18 protein-coding genes are annotated in these 19,381 nt (G+C 37.5%); 10 read left to right on the top strand and 8 right to left on the bottom strand.

Going from position 1 to position 19,381, the window contains the following annotated elements:
- Window positions 1–71 precede the first annotated feature (71 nt).
- Window positions 72–704 (bottom strand): OmpA family protein, encoded by a 633-nt coding sequence (locus tag D7V20_RS12295; RefSeq protein WP_120384546.1) that lies wholly within the window; start codon window positions 702–704, stop codon window positions 72–74.
- A gap of 107 nt (window positions 705–811) precedes the next feature.
- Window positions 812–1,462, bottom strand: a complete 651-nt coding sequence (locus D7V20_RS12290; protein ID WP_120384545.1) for an OmpA family protein — start codon at window positions 1,460–1,462, stop codon at window positions 812–814.
- A 240-nt stretch (window positions 1,463–1,702) separates the two neighbouring features.
- On the opposite strand from D7V20_RS12290, the gene D7V20_RS12285 reads away from it, so the two are divergent.
- The 6 genes from D7V20_RS12285 to D7V20_RS12260 all read left to right on the top strand — a co-directional run bounded on the left by D7V20_RS12285 (window position 1,703) and on the right by D7V20_RS12260 (window position 6,340).
- On the top strand, window positions 1,703–2,620 hold the full coding sequence (locus tag D7V20_RS12285) for an acyltransferase (RefSeq protein ID WP_120384544.1): 918 nt from the start codon (window positions 1,703–1,705) through the stop codon (window positions 2,618–2,620).
- Between the two features lie 106 nt (window positions 2,621–2,726).
- Entirely contained in the window at window positions 2,727–3,806 is a 1,080-nt protein-coding gene (locus tag D7V20_RS12280; protein WP_235831639.1) for a preprotein translocase subunit SecA, read from the top strand.
- A 160-nt stretch (window positions 3,807–3,966) separates the two neighbouring features.
- The gene (gene minC / locus D7V20_RS12275; RefSeq protein ID WP_120384543.1) at window positions 3,967–4,710 is read left to right on the top strand and encodes a septum site-determining protein MinC; all 744 of its coding nucleotides are present in this window, start codon (window positions 3,967–3,969) and stop codon (window positions 4,708–4,710) included.
- A 61-nt stretch (window positions 4,711–4,771) separates the two neighbouring features.
- On the top strand, window positions 4,772–5,584 hold the full coding sequence (gene minD / locus D7V20_RS12270; protein ID WP_010115379.1) for a septum site-determining protein MinD: 813 nt from the start codon (window positions 4,772–4,774) through the stop codon (window positions 5,582–5,584).
- 3 nt (window positions 5,585–5,587) lie between these two features.
- Window positions 5,588–5,860, top strand: a complete 273-nt coding sequence (gene minE, locus D7V20_RS12265) for a cell division topological specificity factor MinE (protein ID WP_004722763.1) — start codon at window positions 5,588–5,590, stop codon at window positions 5,858–5,860.
- Window positions 5,861–6,052: 192 nt separating this feature from the next.
- The gene (locus D7V20_RS12260; RefSeq protein ID WP_010115377.1) at window positions 6,053–6,340 is read left to right on the top strand and encodes a PA4642 family protein; all 288 of its coding nucleotides are present in this window, start codon (window positions 6,053–6,055) and stop codon (window positions 6,338–6,340) included.
- Between the two features lie 105 nt (window positions 6,341–6,445).
- On the opposite strand, the gene rhtC is transcribed toward D7V20_RS12260, so the two are convergent.
- Complete coding sequence (gene rhtC / locus D7V20_RS12255; RefSeq protein ID WP_120384542.1) at window positions 6,446–7,066, bottom strand: threonine export protein RhtC; 621 nt, start codon at window positions 7,064–7,066, stop codon at window positions 6,446–6,448.
- Window positions 7,067–7,236: 170 nt separating this feature from the next.
- The gene (locus D7V20_RS12250) at window positions 7,237–10,437 is read right to left on the bottom strand and encodes a DNA translocase FtsK (RefSeq protein WP_120384541.1); all 3,201 of its coding nucleotides are present in this window, start codon (window positions 10,435–10,437) and stop codon (window positions 7,237–7,239) included.
- 317 nt (window positions 10,438–10,754) lie between these two features.
- On the opposite strand from D7V20_RS12250, the gene trxB reads away from it, so the two are divergent.
- The 4 genes from trxB (at window position 10,755) to D7V20_RS12230 (ending at window position 15,012) form a co-directional block, all read left to right on the top strand.
- Window positions 10,755–11,708: a thioredoxin-disulfide reductase gene (trxB, locus tag D7V20_RS12245; protein ID WP_120384540.1), complete on the top strand. Its 954-nt coding sequence runs from the start codon at window positions 10,755–10,757 to the stop codon at window positions 11,706–11,708.
- A gap of 111 nt (window positions 11,709–11,819) precedes the next feature.
- The gene (locus D7V20_RS12240; RefSeq protein WP_120384539.1) at window positions 11,820–13,373 is read left to right on the top strand and encodes a class I SAM-dependent methyltransferase; all 1,554 of its coding nucleotides are present in this window, start codon (window positions 11,820–11,822) and stop codon (window positions 13,371–13,373) included.
- Between the two features lie 69 nt (window positions 13,374–13,442).
- The gene (gene aat, locus D7V20_RS12235; protein WP_120384538.1) at window positions 13,443–14,174 is read left to right on the top strand and encodes a leucyl/phenylalanyl-tRNA--protein transferase; all 732 of its coding nucleotides are present in this window, start codon (window positions 13,443–13,445) and stop codon (window positions 14,172–14,174) included.
- A gap of 22 nt (window positions 14,175–14,196) precedes the next feature.
- Window positions 14,197–15,012, top strand: a complete 816-nt coding sequence (locus D7V20_RS12230) for an arginyltransferase (RefSeq protein ID WP_120384537.1) — start codon at window positions 14,197–14,199, stop codon at window positions 15,010–15,012.
- A 55-nt stretch (window positions 15,013–15,067) separates the two neighbouring features.
- Here D7V20_RS12230 and rimI read toward each other — a convergent pair whose 3' ends face one another.
- The 4 genes from rimI to D7V20_RS12210 form a co-directional block, all read right to left on the bottom strand.
- The gene (gene rimI / locus D7V20_RS12225) at window positions 15,068–15,526 is read right to left on the bottom strand and encodes a ribosomal protein S18-alanine N-acetyltransferase (protein ID WP_120384536.1); all 459 of its coding nucleotides are present in this window, start codon (window positions 15,524–15,526) and stop codon (window positions 15,068–15,070) included.
- A gap of 124 nt (window positions 15,527–15,650) precedes the next feature.
- Window positions 15,651–16,532, bottom strand: coding sequence for a metal-dependent hydrolase (locus tag D7V20_RS12220; RefSeq protein WP_120384535.1), 882 nt, complete (start codon window positions 16,530–16,532; stop codon window positions 15,651–15,653).
- 249 nt (window positions 16,533–16,781) lie between these two features.
- Window positions 16,782–17,687: an alpha/beta hydrolase gene (locus tag D7V20_RS12215; protein WP_120384534.1), complete on the bottom strand. Its 906-nt coding sequence runs from the start codon at window positions 17,685–17,687 to the stop codon at window positions 16,782–16,784.
- 68 nt (window positions 17,688–17,755) lie between these two features.
- Window positions 17,756–19,246 carry a flavin-containing monooxygenase gene (locus D7V20_RS12210; protein WP_120384533.1) on the bottom strand — a complete coding sequence of 497 codons (1,491 nt, stop codon included), beginning with the start codon at window positions 19,244–19,246 and terminating at the stop codon, window positions 17,756–17,758.
- Window positions 19,247–19,381 lie beyond the last annotated feature (135 nt).

The following is a 19,381-nucleotide window of genomic DNA, read 5'->3' as shown; positions in this document are numbered from 1 at the left end:
AAACCACCCGAAGGTGGTTTTAACAATGCCATCATTCTCAAAAACTTAACGCTTTAGAGAAAAATTCAGCATTATTTTGTTTCATAAACGGTAATTTCAACACGGCGGTTTTGCTCACGCCCAGCAGCAGTTGAGTTATCTGCAATCGGAGAGCTAGAACCATAACCACGAGCCGTCATACGACTTGCAGAAATCCCTTGAGTTGAAAGGTAGTTCAATACAGATTGGGCACGGTTTTGTGACAATGGATTATTGATTGCATCGCTACCCGTATTATCGGTATGCCCATGAATCACCAATGCAAGCTTGCCAGCTGTACCACCTTCAGCCAATACACGTGCAACATCATTCAATGCTGACTGGAATTTTGGTTGAATAATCGCTGAATTTGTTGCAAAAGTTACGCTTGGCATAACCATGTTAATTGAACCATCTGGGTTACGGTTGACATCAACCCCTGTCCCCGCAAGTTCTTGGCGTAAACGCTTTTCTTTTTGGTCCAACAATAAACCTGCACCACCGCCAACAACGGCGCCAATAGCAGCAGCCTGCCCCATTTTATCTTTATCAGCATTTGAATATGCGATACCTGCGCCAATTAGAGCACCAATACCTGTACCTATAGCAGCTTTATCATATTCCATATTTTGGCAACCAGTCAGTGCCAAAGCGCCAACAACTGTAGAAATTACAAGTGCACGCATTTTGTTTTCCTCTTTTTCTTTGATATTTAAAAAAATCGAATCATAGCAAACTACAATTCGATTCCTGTGTATTTAATAAAAAATCGCTTTTATTTTATTACGATTTCTTAGCTTGCCGCATAAATACTAATTTCTACACGACGGTTTTGCTCACGACCAGCAGCAGTTGAGTTATCTGCGATTGGGTTTTGAGAACCATAACCTTGCGTGTCAATACGGCTTTGAACACCTTGAGTTTTCAAGTAGTTTGCTACAGAAGCAGCACGATTTTGTGACAATGGGATGTTGATCGCATCTGTACCCGTATTGTCTGTATAACCTGTCACAAGAATTACGCTCTTGTTATCTTCTTTCAATGTTTGAACAACTTTATTCAACGTACCGTAAAAGTTAGGTTTGATATTCGATTTATTGGTATCGAAAGTAATGCTACCTGGCATAACTAAAGCGACAGAACCATCTGGATTACGGCTTACATCAACACCAGTACCTTGCATTTGCTGGCGAAGCTTTTTCTCTTTATTGTCTAGATAAATACCTGCGCCTGCACCCAAAGCAGCACCAATCGCAGCGGCACGGTTATTTTGTGCAGAAGTGTTGGCATTACTACGAGACAGACCGTAACCTGCCGCTGCACCAATTAAACCACCCAAGGCAGCTTTGTCATACTCAACGCCACCAATGTTATTACCAGTTGTTTGACATCCTGATAATGCCAAAGCCCCTGCTGTTAAAGTTGTAATTAATAGTGCACGCATGGCATGCCTCCAAGTTGTGTTTTTTGTTGAATTTCATTTTGTTATAAATAATAAGCTGCAACCATTGGCATTTTGTTAAGAATCACTCTTTTTTTAACATTTTGTAATATATAGCGCAAAGTTTGCAAAAATGATCATCATAATTTGTACACAGTTTATAAATGTCTCTTTTTAATTGAACAACTAAGGTCTATATTGAAGACTTTCATTCGAATATGCAAAAATGATTAGGACTGTTCTATGTCATCTCAGCAACAGAAGCAACCTATTTTAAAAAAAATTACGAAAGGATTAACTGTTGGTACAGTGATCACTGGAAGCACCTTTTTTCATGGCCCTCCAGTCTTGGCACTTGGCTTAACCAAACTGCTCAGAAAATCCAAAAAAATCGATGAAACCAATATCAATATCACCAATAGCTGGTTAAGTATCAACAACTGGTTAATCGACCATGTTTTGCCTGAAACACAATGGGATATTAGCGTTGATGAAGGTTTAGACCTGAGTATGCAAGGTCGCTATCTCATGACTTGCAATCATCAAAGTTGGGTAGATACCACGGTAAATCAATACTTTGGTTTAACACGTATGCCACTTACTCGCTTTTTTACCAAGTGGGAACTGATTTTCATCCCTTTTGTCGGTCAAGCCTTTAAAATCCTAGGTTTTCCCATGATGAAACGGCATACCAAAGCCCAAATCTCAAAGAATCCTGAGCTCAAGTATCGTGACTTAGAAGAAGCACGTAAAGCCTGCGAACAATTATTGAGTCAGCCTTTTACCTTATTGAATTACTTGGAAGGGACTCGTTTTACAGTACAAAAACATCAACAGCAACAATCGCCATATACCAATTTACTCAAGCCCAAAGCAGGTGGTTTAGCTTTAGCACTCGATATATTAGGTGATAAGATTGACGCTCTAGTGGATATGACTATTGTTTATCCAGATGGTGCACCAGGTTATGGTGAGTTTTGGTTAGGTGAAGTACCGCGAATTGCAGTCAATATACGTAAGATTGAGATTCCTGAATGGGTATTGGGAGGAAATTACGAAGATGATGCTGAATATCGAGAACGTTTTCAAAAATGGGTTGATCATTTGTGGACTGAAAAAGACCAATTGATTAGTCAAATGAAAAATAAATACATAAGCTAAATAGATACGCTAAGTTGCAGGCTTCTTTCATCGTATTATTCAACGATCAGTATTTTTCAGTTTAAAACAACACCATGAAAGAAGTCCGCTTTAAAAAGGAATTGCAATGACAGAGCAAGAAATCAAACAAGAATCTAGCCAAAATACAAAAAATAAAAAAACAGGAATTCGTCAGCATATCCGTCACGATACAATCGGTTGGAAACTGTTTTTAGCTTATGACATCTTTATGATGTTCATTATTGTATTCAACTTATTTTGTTTGTGTGCCAATGCTTTATTGATGAGCAACTTTGGCAATTGGTTGTTTGAAACCATTCATTTACCTCAAATCCTACAATATTATAAAGATGCGCTGCACCCATGGGTGATTAAAACTGAAAGTTGGTTTATTACTTTTTTAATTGCAGAATTACTCATTCGTTGGTTTATTGCCATTATTTATAAACATCATACACGTTGGTTTTTCTTTCCTTTTATTCATTGGTATGAAGTTCTAGCGATTAGCCCTTACTTACGTTTTTTACGTCTTATTCGTGCTGGAATTATTGCCTATAGATTTCATGAAATGGGCTATAAAGTCGTTCCCGACAGTATTATGAAACGTGTTTTGTTCTATTATCGTGTGGTCATGGAAGAGTTATCTGATCGAGTTGTGATTACTGTGATTGATGGCGTAAAACAAGAGTTGGACACCAGCTCGAGTCATAAAAAAATTATTCATGACTTGGTTGATCATCATCGTGAAATATTTGCCAAAGCCATTGCAGAAGTTTTACAAGAATCCTTGGCCACCGAATTGAATGCACAACGTCATTTGATCACCAATAATGTGGGACAAATTGTTCGCCAAGCTATTGAAGACACACCGCAATTAACCCAGCTACTACGTATGATTCCAATTGCAGGGGGAATGATTGAAAATCAAATTCAAAATATTGGACAACAATTAGGTGAAAATATCACTCAAGGTCTGATTCAACCTTTTATTGAAGGCAATGTGCAGCATCCAAATGCAACTTACCAACTTATTTCAACAAAATTGAGCCAATTAAATATTGAAAATCAGTCTCTTGAAGAATTGGTTGAATCTGTAGTCTATGAGAGTTTAGAATCACTGAAGAAACAAGTTGCAATGAAACAATGGCAACTTGAATTGAATAAAAATGATCAAGCTGAAATATAAAACGCAAACGATTTATGAAATGAATACAATCTCTAGCACTTCATTGAAATTATTTGTATCTTTGCTAGAGAAATCATTCAATTTGTTCTAGCATTTGCACTATTTTACAAATTAACTTTAGATAGAAAATTTTAGGTCACAAGCCTTTTAAGGAATAATTATGGCTGATATACGGATTACAGGCAGAATGGTTAATTTTACACGATTAACCTTTGATACAAATGATCATGATGCCATCCGCCAGCAATTAAATTCGATGATGAGTGAAACTTCTTATCAAGGGGCTTTAGTCATTATCGATACAACAGTTGAACAAGAGCTGATTGCGCTGATTCAATTGATCATCAGTCTTGATTTACAACCTATGGCCGTTATTGATGGTTTATTGGGTGATCAGGCACGTGCGATTCAATTCCCTGTTTTGCCAGCTGATCGTCCCTTACAACGCATCAAACCAACCAAGGAACAGGTGGTTGAAACACCTGTAAAAGAACAAGGTTCATCTACTAAAGTTGCTGAAAATACTGCGCTTGCAAATGCTCATGCAGAAACACCAAAATCCTTTACTCATGTGACGTCTTATCACGATGAAATTTTAAGAACTGGACAATGCCTAGTTCAAGATCATGGTGATATTATTCTCAATGCAGGGATTAACAGTGGTTCTGAAGTAATTGCTTCAGGAAATATACATATCTATGGCAGTGTTCGTGGTAGAGTCATTGCAGGCGCAGGCGGGAATACCGCTGCAAGAATTTTTTGTCATTCATTAGAAGCCGAATTGGTTTCTATCGCAGGGACATATTGTGTAGCTGATGATATTCCACAAGATGTGGTCAAAAAAGCTGTACATATTCACCTGAATGATCAACAAGAGCTAGTCTTTGAAGCTCTTCAATTTTAATGTAAATTAAACACCATAAAAAATCCCAATTAAAGGGATGACCATAACAGGAGTGGATTCGGTGGCCAAAATTGTTGTCGTTACATCAGGCAAAGGCGGCGTAGGTAAAACTACGACAAGCGCATCTTTTGCAACAGGTTTAGCCCTACGTGGTCATAAAACTGTTGTTATCGATTTTGACGTAGGTTTACGTAACTTAGACTTGATCATGGGTTGCGAACGTCGTGTTGTTTATGATTTTGTGAATGTTTTAAATAATGAAGCACGTTTACAACAAGCTTTAATTCGCGATAAAGATATCGAAAACTTATATATTTTACCTGCTTCACAAACACGTGACAAAGATGCATTAACAGATGATGGTGTCGCTCGTGTTATGGAAGAACTTTCACAAGAGTTTGATTATATTATTTGTGACTCACCTGCGGGGATTGAACGTGGCGCTATTTTAGCCATGTACCATGCAGATGAAGCGATTATTGTAACCAATCCTGAGATTTCATCTGTACGAGATTCAGACCGAATTATTGGTATGCTCGACAGCAAAACTAAGAAAGTTGAAAATAACGAAGGACGTGTTCGTAAACACTTATGTATCACTCGTTTCAACCCTGAACGTGCTGATAAACAAGAAATGTTAACGATTGAAGATATTTCTAAAGATATTTTACGTGTTCCAACACTAGGTGTTATTCCTGAATGCCCAAGCGTGCTTCAAGCATCGAATGAAGGTAAACCTGTTATACTTTATCAAGAAGCATCTGCAGGTCAGGCTTATGATGACTTAGTTGCGCGTTTCTTAGGTGAAGAGCGTCCTTACCGTCACATTACGGTGAAACCTAAAGGTTGGTTAGCACGATTATTTGGAGCGTAAAAAATGGCAGGATTTTGGAGTAAACTTTTCAGCAACGATGACAAACCATCTAGCGCCCAAACTGCTAAAGATCGCTTAAAAGTTATTGTTGCTTCTGAAAATGGTTTAGGCAAACGCCTGAGCCAAGACAAGATTGATCAAATGAAGAAAGAAATCATGCAAGTGGTCAATCGTTATGTTCGTGGTGTAGATGAACAACATATTCAAATGCAAGTTCGTTCAGAAGCGAATATTGAAATGTTAGAAATGAATATCAATTTACCTGAAGAACGTTAATTCTATTATTGATTAGTCAAGTAGATTGAATCAGGGCAAAATGACGCAAGTTATTTTGCCCTTTTTAATTGGGTTATCAAATATTCATCAATGCTTTGCATTATTCCTTATTAAATAAAATTTAATAGGGGTTTATATAATGATGAATAAGCTCAATACGTTTTAAATTATTAAATTTGAGGAGATGCTGTTATGGCACTTTCACAGCCAGCAACGTTCAATGAAGAATGGTCAGACGAGCGTGTATTTGCCTATTTAACCCAACTTCCTCCTGAAGGTACCAACGCAGATTTTCACGTGCTTTATCATGCATTCAAACATATGCGTCCATTTGATTATGAGCGTTTATTGACTCAGTTCGTTGCTGATGGTCGTGATATCAATGCTACCAATCCAGAAGGTCAACGCATCCATGATGTGATTGCGCAATACCCACGTCAAAAAGATGGATTTTTAGAAGTTTTGGCTAAATTCGCTTAACATTTAAAAGCTGAAAATTAGAAGCTGAAAAATGAACTATAAAAACCTGCTTTCAAGCAGGTTTTTTCTTGGAATTAAACACATATCTAGACAAGAGCAAATGTATTAACGGTTTCCAATCAAGTATGCACCAAACAATGTAAATATTCCGCCTGAAATCCCATCAATCCATTTTGCAGCATTCTGATAAGCTGCTTTAAAACTGGGTAATGAAAATACAAAAGCCACAAAACTAAACCAAATCAATGTCTCTATAGACACAATGACAAAAAGTAGCGAGTGAACACCATCTAAATGAGGATTGGCAAGAAATATTGAAAATACACTACCAAAATAGATTACAGCTTTGGGATTGGATAAATTGGTTAAAAAGCCTTTAAGAAAAAAATGCAAATGACTTTGAGGCAATTCAAACTTTTGTTGCTCTGTCACAGGTTTTTGACTAAATGCAGACTTAAGCATTTGAAAACCAAGCCAACACAAATAAATTCCACCAATTACCAACATGACATGTTTTAACCAAGCCATTTTCTCAAAAATAATATTCAATCCTAATAAGGCTAAAAGTGCCCAGAACATCACCCCTGCAGTAATTCCAAGCACAACAAACATTGATTGCTTTCTTGAACGACTAATCGCCGTTTGCGAAACGAGGAAAAAATCAGGCCCAGGTGTGATTAAAGCGCAAAAATGGATAAAGATTAATGTACATAAAGCAATCAACATCTTAAATATCTCGTTGAATTTAGATAGTCATATTACTACATTCATGTGAAAAGTTGTGTTTAACTTAAATTGAGATAAGACATGATTAACCTTTTAAAAGCAGATCTACAATAAAAAAATGCCCCTTCATTTTGACGGGGCATTTTTATTATTTGATGAAAGATAGCGTACTAAACCAAAATATCACGCTTACCATTGGCCCCTTGTTCACTGACAATACCCTGCTCTTGCATTTGATCAACAATACGTGCCGCACGGTTATAGCCTAAACTAAACTTACGTTGTAACGATGAAACCGAAACCTTACGTGTTTCTAAAACAAAGGAAACACATTGATCATATAAAGCATCACGATTTGGATCACCATCACCTTCTTCAAAACCACGTGAACTCGGTTCTTCATCATAAGGTGTCAGAATTTCATCAATATAATCTGGATCACCACGCTCACGCCATGCATCACAGATACGGTTCACTTCATCGTCACTGATAAATGCACCATGTACACGCTCAGGATCGATTTTACCAGGCCCGAGGAACAACATATCACCATGGCCCAATAAGTCCTCTGCTCCACCACCATCAAGAATGGTACGTGAGTCAATCTTACTGTTTACACGTAAAGCAACACGGGTTGGAATATTCGCTTTGATCAAACCTGTGATCACATCAACAGATGGTCGTTGTGTTGCAAGTAATAAATGGATACCCGCAGCACGTGATTTCTGTGCAAGACGAGTAATCATTTCTTCGGCTTTCTTACCTACTTGCATGATCATATCTGCAAACTCATCGGCAACAATTACGATCGATGGCAAAGGTTGTAATCTTGGCGCGCGCTCTTGCATAACCGAATCACTCGGTTTCCACGTTGGATCAATTAAATCTTCACCATTGGCAATGGCTTCTTCAACCTTACGGTTATAGTCTGCCAATTTACGAATCTTTAAGAAAGACATCAGTTTATAGCGGCGTTCCATTTCATTGACACACCAATTCAATGCACTCACAGCATCTTTCATGTCCGTCACAACAGGTGTTAACAAATGAGGAATATCATTGTAGTTTGCCAATTCCAATTGCTTTGGATCGATCAAAATCAAACGTAATTGATCAGGTGTATATTTCAATAACATCGATAAAATCATCGAGTTCACTGCAACAGATTTACCTGAACCTGTGGTACCCGCAACGAGCATATGTGGCGCTTTACCCAAGTCAGTAATCACTGGATTACCTGAAATATCCTTACCCATTGCCATTGAAAGCATTCCAGATGGGTCTTTAAACATTGGGGTTTCAAGGAGTTCAATCAATCGTACCATTTCACGTGTGCTGTTTGGTACTTCAATCCCGATATAAGGTTTACCCGGAATAACTTCAACTACACGTACAGATGCCATCGACATTGAACGGGCTAAATCGCGTGAAATATTGGTTACTTTAGATGCTTTAACACCTGGTGCTAAATCAAGTTCAAATCGAGTCACGACTGGTCCAGGCTGTGCTTCAATTACTTTTGCTTTGACGTTAAATTCTTGAAGTTTGATTTCCAAAAGTTCTGATAAACGTGAAAGTTGCTCAGCAGTAAAATTGACTTTTTTATTTGGATCAACTTTATCTAATAGCTCTAAGCCAGGTAAGGTCGGCAAATCACGGCGCTTTTGTGCAACTTGCATTGCACGTGACATAGGACGTCCGTAAGCATCTGTAAGTGGTGCATCCAAATCAAAATCATCATCAATTTGTGTTTGATTTTCAATGTCGTCTTGGGGTTTACCAGCTGTTTCCTGCCATGCATCCCTAAAGGCATCTTTATCTGAAGATATTAAAGATTTCTCTTCTTCACTCACTAGAGATGTTGTTTGTAAATTGGTTTGAATCGCAGCACGTGCAAATGCCGTGGATTGTGCATAATTTGCAGTTGTTCTCTCAGCACCCTGATGCTCTGCTTGGTTGTTTTGATGATTATTCTGGAGTTGATCATTATCAACATCCATAAAATCATCATCTGCCAGCATTGCTAAATCATCTAACTCATTTGCAAGATTTACTGTTGCAGCTGAGGCCAATGTTGTTGCTGATGGATGATGGTTCAATTCGGCAAAAGTATGCTCAGAATGATTGCCCGATGTTTGATTTAGATGATCTTCAGTTTGAGCTGGAGTTTGAAGCGTTTCACGATTAAATGGACTATGCACATCTGTTGCAGTCTGAGTATTTGGAACAACTGCCAATAACTCATCAAAAACTTGATCATCATCCCAGTTTAAAGACTTTGCTTGATGATTTTGTTTTACTTCAACACTATCACGTGCAAAATGTTCAGGCTCATTAAAAGCGTACTGTTGTTTTGAATCTATGCGAATATCAGAATGATCGACTGAATCGTCCTCTGAAGCTTTTAGAAGTGCATCAATGTCTCGATTATGATCTTGATCCTGTTGTAGCGCTTTCCAAACTTCGCCTGATGAAACCGTACGTTTACTCTCTTGTTCTAAGCGATGGGCTTTTTCCAAGGTGCGTTCTAGTTCTAAATCATCAATATCACCAAAGTCATCTTGATCAAATTTTGAATGATGTTGAGTATCATGTTCCTGCTCAAGCATATCATCAAATAAACGTTCAGCTGTTTGAGAATGCTTAGTATTTTTAACCACTAAATGTTCTTTTGTCGCCGTTTGATCGTCAGATTCCACAAACTCTGCTTGAGCTATGATCGGCTCAGGTTTCTGAGTTGCTGAACGGCTTTTATTTCTTTGCGGTGTGGTTAAATCAAAAGCAGACTCACTTTCAGGAACATTTCTATAAAATAATTCCTGTAAATATGCAGGTGTGGCTTTTAATGTTGACCATGTTTTATTCCATTGAATCCCAAAGGCCAAAGTAAACAAAACACCCAATAAAATAATCAGTAATGCAACAGCACCATAAATGGTAATCAATTGGGTTAGACTTTCACCTAACTCATAGCCAATAATTCCACCAGATGCATTTGCCAAAGTATCTGCGGGTACATTCCAAATCAGATACAAAAGGCTTGCACTTGCGAGTAAAATAAAAAATTGTGCGGCATAACGAAATGGACGGCTTAAAAAACTTCTTGGCCACCACACTTGTACAGCTTCGACAAATATAAATACAGGGATAAGTAAACTTGCCCAACCTAAAAAACCAAACAATAAGTCTGCAATCCAAGCCCCTGCAACACCACTGGCATTCGAAACCTGTTGAGTATCACTGGACAGATGCATCCAACCTGGATCAAATGGTGTATATGTTACTGTTGCAAGGAACAGATATATCCCAAATGAAATCAAGAATATTGTTGTTAAAAAGCGCTGTGCATAAACATTTGACACCGCAGTCATATACTATCCTGTAACCAATTATTCAAATTACTCTTTTCTGAAGCTTTTAAAGGTTCTTCAAAGCAGAAATCTTTATATTATGCACCTGTTCAACAAAAAAAGATGCACTATTATTTACGTGTGTTGTAAGCGTTTTTAAGCGTTCCGTGATTTATTTTCTAACAGAATTCTTAAAGATATTTTATTACACTTCTCTTCTATATAGCTCATTTCGATTTAGATGATCAATATTATCCACATTGATGCCACACAACTTTGCTAGAGTTTCACGTATAATTCTAACAATTTCTATATTTTTTATAAAAAAAGGATGACTCATGAGCGCTCGTCACTCTCGGTTAATTATTTTAGGTTCTGGTCCTGCAGGTTATAGTGCGGCTGTTTATGCTGCACGTGCAAACCTCAAACCCACTCTAATTGCTGGTATGCAATTGGGCGGTCAACTGACAACGACAACTGAAGTGGATAACTGGCCGGGCGACCCTATCGGCTTAACTGGTCCTGCTTTAATGGAACGCATGCAAGCACATGCTGAACGTTTTGGTACTGAAATCCTTTATGATCATATCAATGAAGTTGATTTGAACGTTCGTCCATTCGTTTTAAAAGGCGATATGGAAGAGTACACCTGTGATGCTTTGATTATTGCAACAGGTGCAACTGCACAATACTTAGGTTTAGAATCTGAGCAAGCTTATATGGGGCAAGGTGTGAGTGCTTGTGCGACCTGTGATGGTTTCTTCTATAAAAACCAAAAAGTGATGGTGGTTGGTGGTGGTAACACTGCTGTTGAAGAAGCACTTTATCTATCAAATATCGCAGCGCATGTTACATTGGTACACCGCCGTGACAAGTTACGTTCTGAAAAAATCCTTCAAGATCACTTACATGAAAAGGTAAAAGAAGGAAAAATTTCAATTATCTGGAATCATCAGGTCGATGAAGTTTTAGGTGATAGCACATCTGGTGTGACCTCCGTACGTATTAAATCGACTCAAGATGATTCAACTCAAGATGTTGATGTTTCTGGTATGTTCGTAGCGATTGGTCACAAACCTAATACTTCGATGTTTGAAGGACAACTTGAATTACGTAACGGCTATATTCAAGTACATAGTGGCACTGCGGGTAATGCAACTGCAACGTCTGTTGCTGGTGTATTTGCGGCTGGTGATGTCGCAGATGATGTTTATCGTCAAGCAATTACTTCCGCGGGTTCAGGCTGTATGGCTGCTTTAGATGCTGACCGTTACTTAGATGGTTTAGAATAAATATACCCATCAATTTTTTTGTAAAAATAAACCGCCTATATGGCGGTTTATTTATTTTTAATTTATATATAGTTGAATCATTTTTTATAATTTTAATATGGGAATAATATTGTGACGACAGCATGGACAGATGGTTATCAAACTGAAGTAAATTACACCTATGGTTATTACAAAGATTTAAGCCCAAACTATCAAAAATTTTGTTTACTTTTAAATGGTGTAGATTGTTCTAGTACCGATTTAGAGCATATGCATTGTGAGTTAGGTTTTGGACAAGGGGTCAGCCTCAGTATTCACGCTGCTGCAAATATTGGTACATTTTATGGTACAGATTTTAATCCTGCACATGCAGCACATGCCAATCAATTGGCTGAACAATGCCTAGTCCCACATCATTTCTATGATGCAAGTTTTGAAGAGTTATTAAATAAAGATTTACCAATGTTTAATTCGATCAGTTTACATGGGATTTGGAGTTGGATTAGCCATGAAAATCAACACATTATTTTAAAATTCATTCGTAAATTTTTAAAACCGAATGGTATTGTCTACATCAGCTATAACTGTGTTACGGGTTGGGCAGCCAATATGCCTATTCGTGAGTTATTTCATAGTCATTTTAAATTTAACAGCACCAGTACCAATCCGATTCAAAAAGTCAAAGATTCTCTCGCATTCAGTGAATCACTGTTACAACAGAACCCAAATTTCGCAAAACGCAATCCAAATGCATTAAACAAAGTACAAGATTTACAAAGCCAAAATCCGAATTATTTGATTCATGAGTATTTAAACCAAGATTGGCAATGTTTTTCATTCCAACAAGTGGTTCGAATTTTAGAAGACGTTAAACTAACTTATGCAGGTTCGACCGACCTCAACACCAAACTGGATAATATTAATTTCACGCAAGAACACCAAACTTTTCTCAACCAAATTGAACATCCAATTTTTAAAGAGCAATGCCGTGACTATTTTGCAAATACGCAATTTAGAAAAGATTTATTTATTCGTGGAAAGAATAACTTAACTGCGTTACAAACACAGCATCGTCTTAGAAATACAGCTTTTGTGCTATTAACCGCACCAGAAAGCATGCCTAAAACCATTAATGGATATTTAGGTGAGTTTAATTTAATCCAAGATATTTACGAGCCTTTAGGTACACATTTCAAAAAACAAGACTACCAACCTCAAACCATTGCTGAATTAGAAAAAGCAATTCCTGCTTTAAATTATGCTCAGATTTTAAATGCCTTAGTGATTCTATGCCATTTAGGTTTAGCTTTACCTTGTTCGCAAAATCCAGTGACTGAGGAACAGTTACAATATTCACAAAAGCTGAATCACTATATCTTAGAACAAGCCAGCTATCATCAAAACTATCAAGTGTTAGCATGTGCAATTACTGGCATTGGTATTCCTGCAGATCAATTTAGCCAATTGTACTATCGTGCCCATTTTGTCGATGGATTGAAAACCGCAAAACAGTTTGCGGAGTACATTCAAAATGTGCTTGATCAATTGGATTGGAAAGTCTTAGATCATGAAGGCAATGCAGTTGCTGATCGCAAAAAGAGTTTGGAAGTGCTTCAAGAAAAAGCGCAAAAGTTTATTCAAAGCGACAAATTAAAGATTGCCAAGCAACTGAAACTTTTTGCATAACATCTAATACGACATAACCCATAAAGATCAGCTAATATAAAGCTGATCTTTTTTATTTGATGATGAAACGTGAATCAACTTCCTCTTTCACAATTTATATTTCCAGATCCAGTTGAAGCTGATCCAGATGAACAAGGTCTTATTTGCATTGGTGCAGATTTAACGGCGCCCACGCTTTATGAAGCATATACCCATGGATTATTTCCCTGGTTTTCAGAAGGTGAACCGATCTGTTGGTGGAGTCCTGAACCACGCTGTATTATCCGTCCGAATGACTACCAACCCAGTAAATCATTGCTACGCAATATGAAGAAGTTTGACTATGCGATTACCGTCAATCGTAACTTTGAAACAGTGATTCGTTCTTGCGCGATGCCACGTAGCTATGCAGATGAAACATGGATTTCTGAAGATATTATCCAAGGATATTGCGATTTATTTGACGCAGGTTATGCATACAGTGTTGAAGTTTGGAACCAAAACACCATTGTTGGTGGTCTGTACGGTGTCACCATTGGGCATGGTTGTTTTGGCGAATCTATGTTTAGCACTCAAACAGATGTATCTAAAATGGCTTTTTATACACTCATGCTGATTGGTCGAGAAAATCATTTACCTTGGATTGATTGTCAATTGGTCAATGATCACCTTATTAGCCTTGGCGCTTGTACACTTTCTCGGCAGGAATACCTTAAATCGTTACAAGATGTAATAAAACAGCCCCCTATAGATTGGAAAAGTTATCAAGAGCGTGTATTTTCAAGTAAAACAATAGCGAATTTTTCGCATTTAATGGAATGAAAATAAAGGAGGGACATGATTTATGAATTCGTATCATCCCAAGTCCCTGTTGAACGACTTACAGTACTACATTACACCACCCCATGATTGTAGTTATTTGGAAAATAAATCTGCAAGAATGGTCTTTCTTGATCCAATTCAACGAATAGACGTGGTCACGCTTTCCGAACTGTCTAGAGTGGGCTTTAGGCGCAGTGGTGATTTTATTTATCGCCCAGAATGTCATCTTTGCCGACAGTGCCTCTCCTGCCGTGTGCCTGTTGCCGAATTTAAAATGAGTAGCGCACAAAAAAAAGCATGGAAGCGCAATCAAGACTTAACCGTTAAAATTATTCCAACCCAACACGCAACTCAAACCCATTATCAGCTTTATGAACGCTATATTCTTGAACGACATGCAGACGGAGATATGTTCCCGCCTAGCTATGATCAATTTGAGAAATTTTTAATCCACAGTTGTACCGATAGTTTCTTTTTAGAATTGTGGAAAGATGACCGACTGATTAGTGTTTCAACCTGTGATCAGTTAGACGATGGTGTGTCTGCTGTTTATACGTTTTTCGATCCAGATGAAAACAAACGCTCACTGGGCGTTTTTGCCGTTTTAAAACAAATCGAATATGTGCAATCACTCAACTTGGATTATGTGTATTTGGGCTATTGGGTTCCACACTCCAATAAAATGAATTACAAATCCCAATATGCCCCATTCGAATTATTATTGGATGGTCAATGGCGACGTATTAACCGCCATTTAGAAGCGCAAGAGATCCAACAATTGGGAGACATGCTGATGACTACACTGCCTTCTGAATGGAACGAGCCGATTATCAAATAATCGGCTTTTTTAGCTTTAAACTTACTTTTGAATTTTGATTCTAATTTAAATACAATTACTTAAATAACTGAGAAAAATCATCACCACAGGTTTTAACCATGATAATGGCATGTTCACGACCACCCTCTTTTTTAGGATAATAATTTTTTCTCAAATCAATTTGATGAAATGCAGATTTTTCATACAAAGCAATTGCAGCTTGATTGGATTCACGTACTTCAAGAAAAATTTGCACAGGATTATTTTTAAGTAATGCAATCGATTCATCTAAAAGCTTAAAACCCAAACCTTTGCCTTGTTGACTTGGATGAATGGCCATCAGCAATAGATTCGCTTCATCTAAAACAGGCTGTAAAATACAAAAGCCAACAACTTGATGATCTTGCTCAATCACTGTCGCTAAATAACCATCGATTGATTCTTCAAATTGCTTTTTTGTCCACGGATGACTTTGCACCAAGTTTTCAATTTCAACGACAACCTGCACATCGGAAGCTTGCATTAAACGAATCATCTTCGTTCATCAACTTAAAATAAAAAATGAATTATAAGAAATTATCAAAAGATGTCTAATAAAAAGAGCAACCATTGTTGCTCTCTTCAGAAATCGACTCATGAAAATCTATCGATGAAAACGATTAAATGCCCAGTTTGGCTTTCCATTTTTCCAATAAAGCGACCGTGTCTAAATCATTTGGATGAAAACCAGGTCTAAAATATGCCAACATTTCTCGAGTCATCCCCGTGATAATCCCTTTTGATGGACTATAAGCATATTTATAGATCATACCCAATTCTTTTAGATTTAATTTCCCATCTTCTTTCAATAAACGGATCACAAAAGACGATTGAGCCATAAAAATCAGTACCATCGCAACAACCAGTGCTGTAGTACGTAAGCCATAGGCTTTGATTCCCTTACCAAACACAGCCTCATAAACATCATAAGCAACTGCTTTATGCTCATTTTCTTCAATCGCATGCCAATACCACATATATGACATGGTTGGATCTGTCATCAATTCCTGAATATGCTCATTCATCAATAATTGAGATGCAATCGTTGCAGTGAAGTGTTCAAGTGCTGTCGTAGCCGTCAAATCGACCATTTCCTGAGTCATACCAAATGGTCGAACTGCACGAGCAAACCATTTACGTGCACCTTGAATTAACTGACCTGTTTCACGTTCATATTTAGCAACATCATGCCCATACTTTTGTGCTGAAGCATTAAACCCAACATGCTCTTGTGTATGCATTGCTTCTTGACCAATAAAAGCACTAATTTCTTTTTGTAACACTTCATTGTCTTTAATCGCTGGGTGATAACGTACTGCACGTACAGAATCGATAAATAGCTTCTCTCCATCGGGAAATAAAGCTGACAATGCTGTCATGAAATGGGTAATTCCAGCAGAATCTTTAGCCCAGTATTCAGGCACATCATCAAAATCAAAATTCATTCTGCGTACAGGGAATGATGCGCCTGCACGATTGGAAATATTCACTTTAGCATTCATTGCTGTCGCTCCTTAGCGTACATTTAAGTACACAAAACTTTATGTTTGTTTTTCTTAATTGTTATATTACGTCTTTATTCAAATGTAATAAGTGCAATTTAGGTCATACAAATATCAGTTAAGGACAGCTTTAGAGTAAAATTGTCGAACAATTTTATTGATGTTTAAAAATCATAACTTAAGCATCATATTGAGCATCTTACTGTTCAAATTGATAAAAAAATTGAGGCAAATTTGCCTCAATTCAGATTATGCTACAGCCTTGTTCATCTTGTTTAGAGAAAAAATTTGCTCTAAAAAATGAAGTTGAAGCGCAATATTTTTCTCAAATATTGAGCCAATACATAATTCAAAATGATTGCTTTCTAACATGAAATATTGTGCATTTGGCATTTTTTGTGCAGCACCACGGATTGCACTTTCAGGAATAATGCTATCGTTCTTTCCTGAAATAACGAGAGTCGGCATACGCAATTTATGTGCATAACGGATTGGATTATAAAGTGGTAATTCTAGAAAAATTCTGGCACGTGTTTTATTTTGCCAATTTTCTAAAGCTGGAGCTAAAGATAAATATCCATCCCAAGCCTCAGCCGTAGCCAGTGCAGCAACATCATTTACACGACCAAAAATTGGACGATAAACGGGTTTATTCACAAATCCACCCAATAAATCCATCATGCCTGAAGCGCTTAATTTTGCCAGTGTCGTGAATGGCACACCTTTTAAACTCGATATGCCACTGACATGAGGTGCTTGTAGAATGACAGCACTCACATCAGCATCCTGAGCAGCCGTTTGAATTGCATGACCACCTGAAAATGAATATCCCCACAAAACAATACGTTGTGTATCCACTGAGGCTAAGGTTCTTACAAATGCTAATGCCGCTTTCCAGTCTTCCAAATGTCGCTTAGGACTTACCCAATGCCGTGGTTGCCCTTCACTTTCACCGAAACAGCGATAATCAAAACTAAAAACAGCATAACCTGCCTTTACAAAACGTTTAGCAAATTCTGGTAATCCCACATCCTTAATTAAACCAAAACCATGCGCCATGATAATAACCGGAGCCTGCTTAACATGCTCGGGTAATAATAATGTACCTGTGCAAAGGATGCCTTGGCTCATAAAATTCAATTGCGTACTTAACATCATCCTGACCTATTATATTTTTGTTGAACAAGGTCCATATGTGTATATGGACCTACTCCCCATCAAACTTATGCTACTTTTATCTTTGCTTTCACTTTTGGCTGTTGTGTTGCCGCAGACCAAACCAAATGATGATTCTCTATAGACTGGCTGTATATTTCAGTATCTTTTTCTAAATTATGGCTGACAAACCATTCAGCAGACTTGCCTTGACGAGGTAATACCCAATCTCCACGCTGTATATAACCAGACTGCATACCGTGAACAATACTATGACCTGTGCTCTCATTCGCTGGAGCAACAGCTTTAACAAAAGTCATTTGACGAATAACCATTTCATTCAATAAACGGCAAATATAGTCACAAGCAAGATCAATTTTTAGCGTCCAAGGCGCATTGGTATAACCGAATAAGTAAGCAAAATTTGGAACATCTTCAATCAATACACCCTTATAGCTCATCTTCTCATTAGGTTTGATTTGTACACCATCTACTGCTATTTCGATCCCACCTAGCATTTGTAATTCAAGCCCTGTTGCCGTTACGATAATATCGGCTTCAAGGATTTGACCGGATTTAAGCAAAATACCTGTTTCAGTAAATCGCTCAATTTGATCCGTCACAACAGATGCTTTCCCTTCACGAATGACTTTGAATAAATCATTATCTGGAATAGCACATAAACGCTCATCCCAAGGCATATAGCTCGGTGTAAAATGTGTCATATCACATTGAGTACCTAACTCTTTCTGCGCACCTGAAAGTAAGAATGAACGCATTTGTTTAGGGAAACGACGAGATAATTTATAAATGCCTCGCTGCATAAAGATATTACGTTTACGGAAAATTTTATAAACCAATTCTTCTGATAATACACGTCTGCAAGCATCTACCAACTTATCTGTATTGGGTACATTAATCACATAGCTTGGAGAACGCTGAAGCATGGTGATATGTGCTGTATCATTCGCCATTGCAGGAATCAAAGTAACAGCCGTTGCACCACTTCCAATCACAACAACTTTTTTATTCTTATAATCTAAATTTTCAGGCCAGTGCTGTGGATGAATAAAGAGCCCCTTATAATTTTCCACACCTTCAAATTTCGGTGTATAACCCTGATCATGATTATAATAACCTGTTGCAGTGATTAGAAAATTACACGTAAATTGACACGCTTGACCATTAGACTCATCAATTGCATCTACAGTCCAACGATTTGTTTCCGTTGAAAAATTTGCAGAGATGATTTTAATGCCATAACGAATTTTTTTGTCTACACCAAATTTTTGCGCAGTTTCTTGCAGATATTGCTTGATCGACTCACCTGCTGCCAGCACTTTATCGCTATTCCACGGACTAAATTTAAAACCAAAACTAATCACATCTGAATCTGAACGAATCCCAGGATAACGGAATAAATCCCACGTACCACCTAAAGATTGTCTACGTTCTAGAATCGTAAAAGATTGGTTAGGATTCTGTTGTGAAAGTTGACATCCCATGCCAATTCCAGACAGCCCTGCACCAATAATCACAACATCATATTCCATATTCATTTTAAATATCCCTATCTTTGTTTTTTGGATAACTTAGATCTTATCGATAATCCAAGTTTAAACTTGACTTTGTGAGACAGATATTTAACTTTATGAGACATGCTAATTCTTAACCAATTCATGCTTAATGAGATC

The sequence above is a fragment of the Acinetobacter rongchengensis genome (assembly GCF_003611475.1).
Classification (GTDB): Bacteria; Pseudomonadota; Gammaproteobacteria; order Pseudomonadales; family Moraxellaceae; genus Acinetobacter; species Acinetobacter rongchengensis.
Note: the sequence above shows the minus strand (reverse complement) of the source record. Positions and strands in the feature narration are given on the sequence as shown.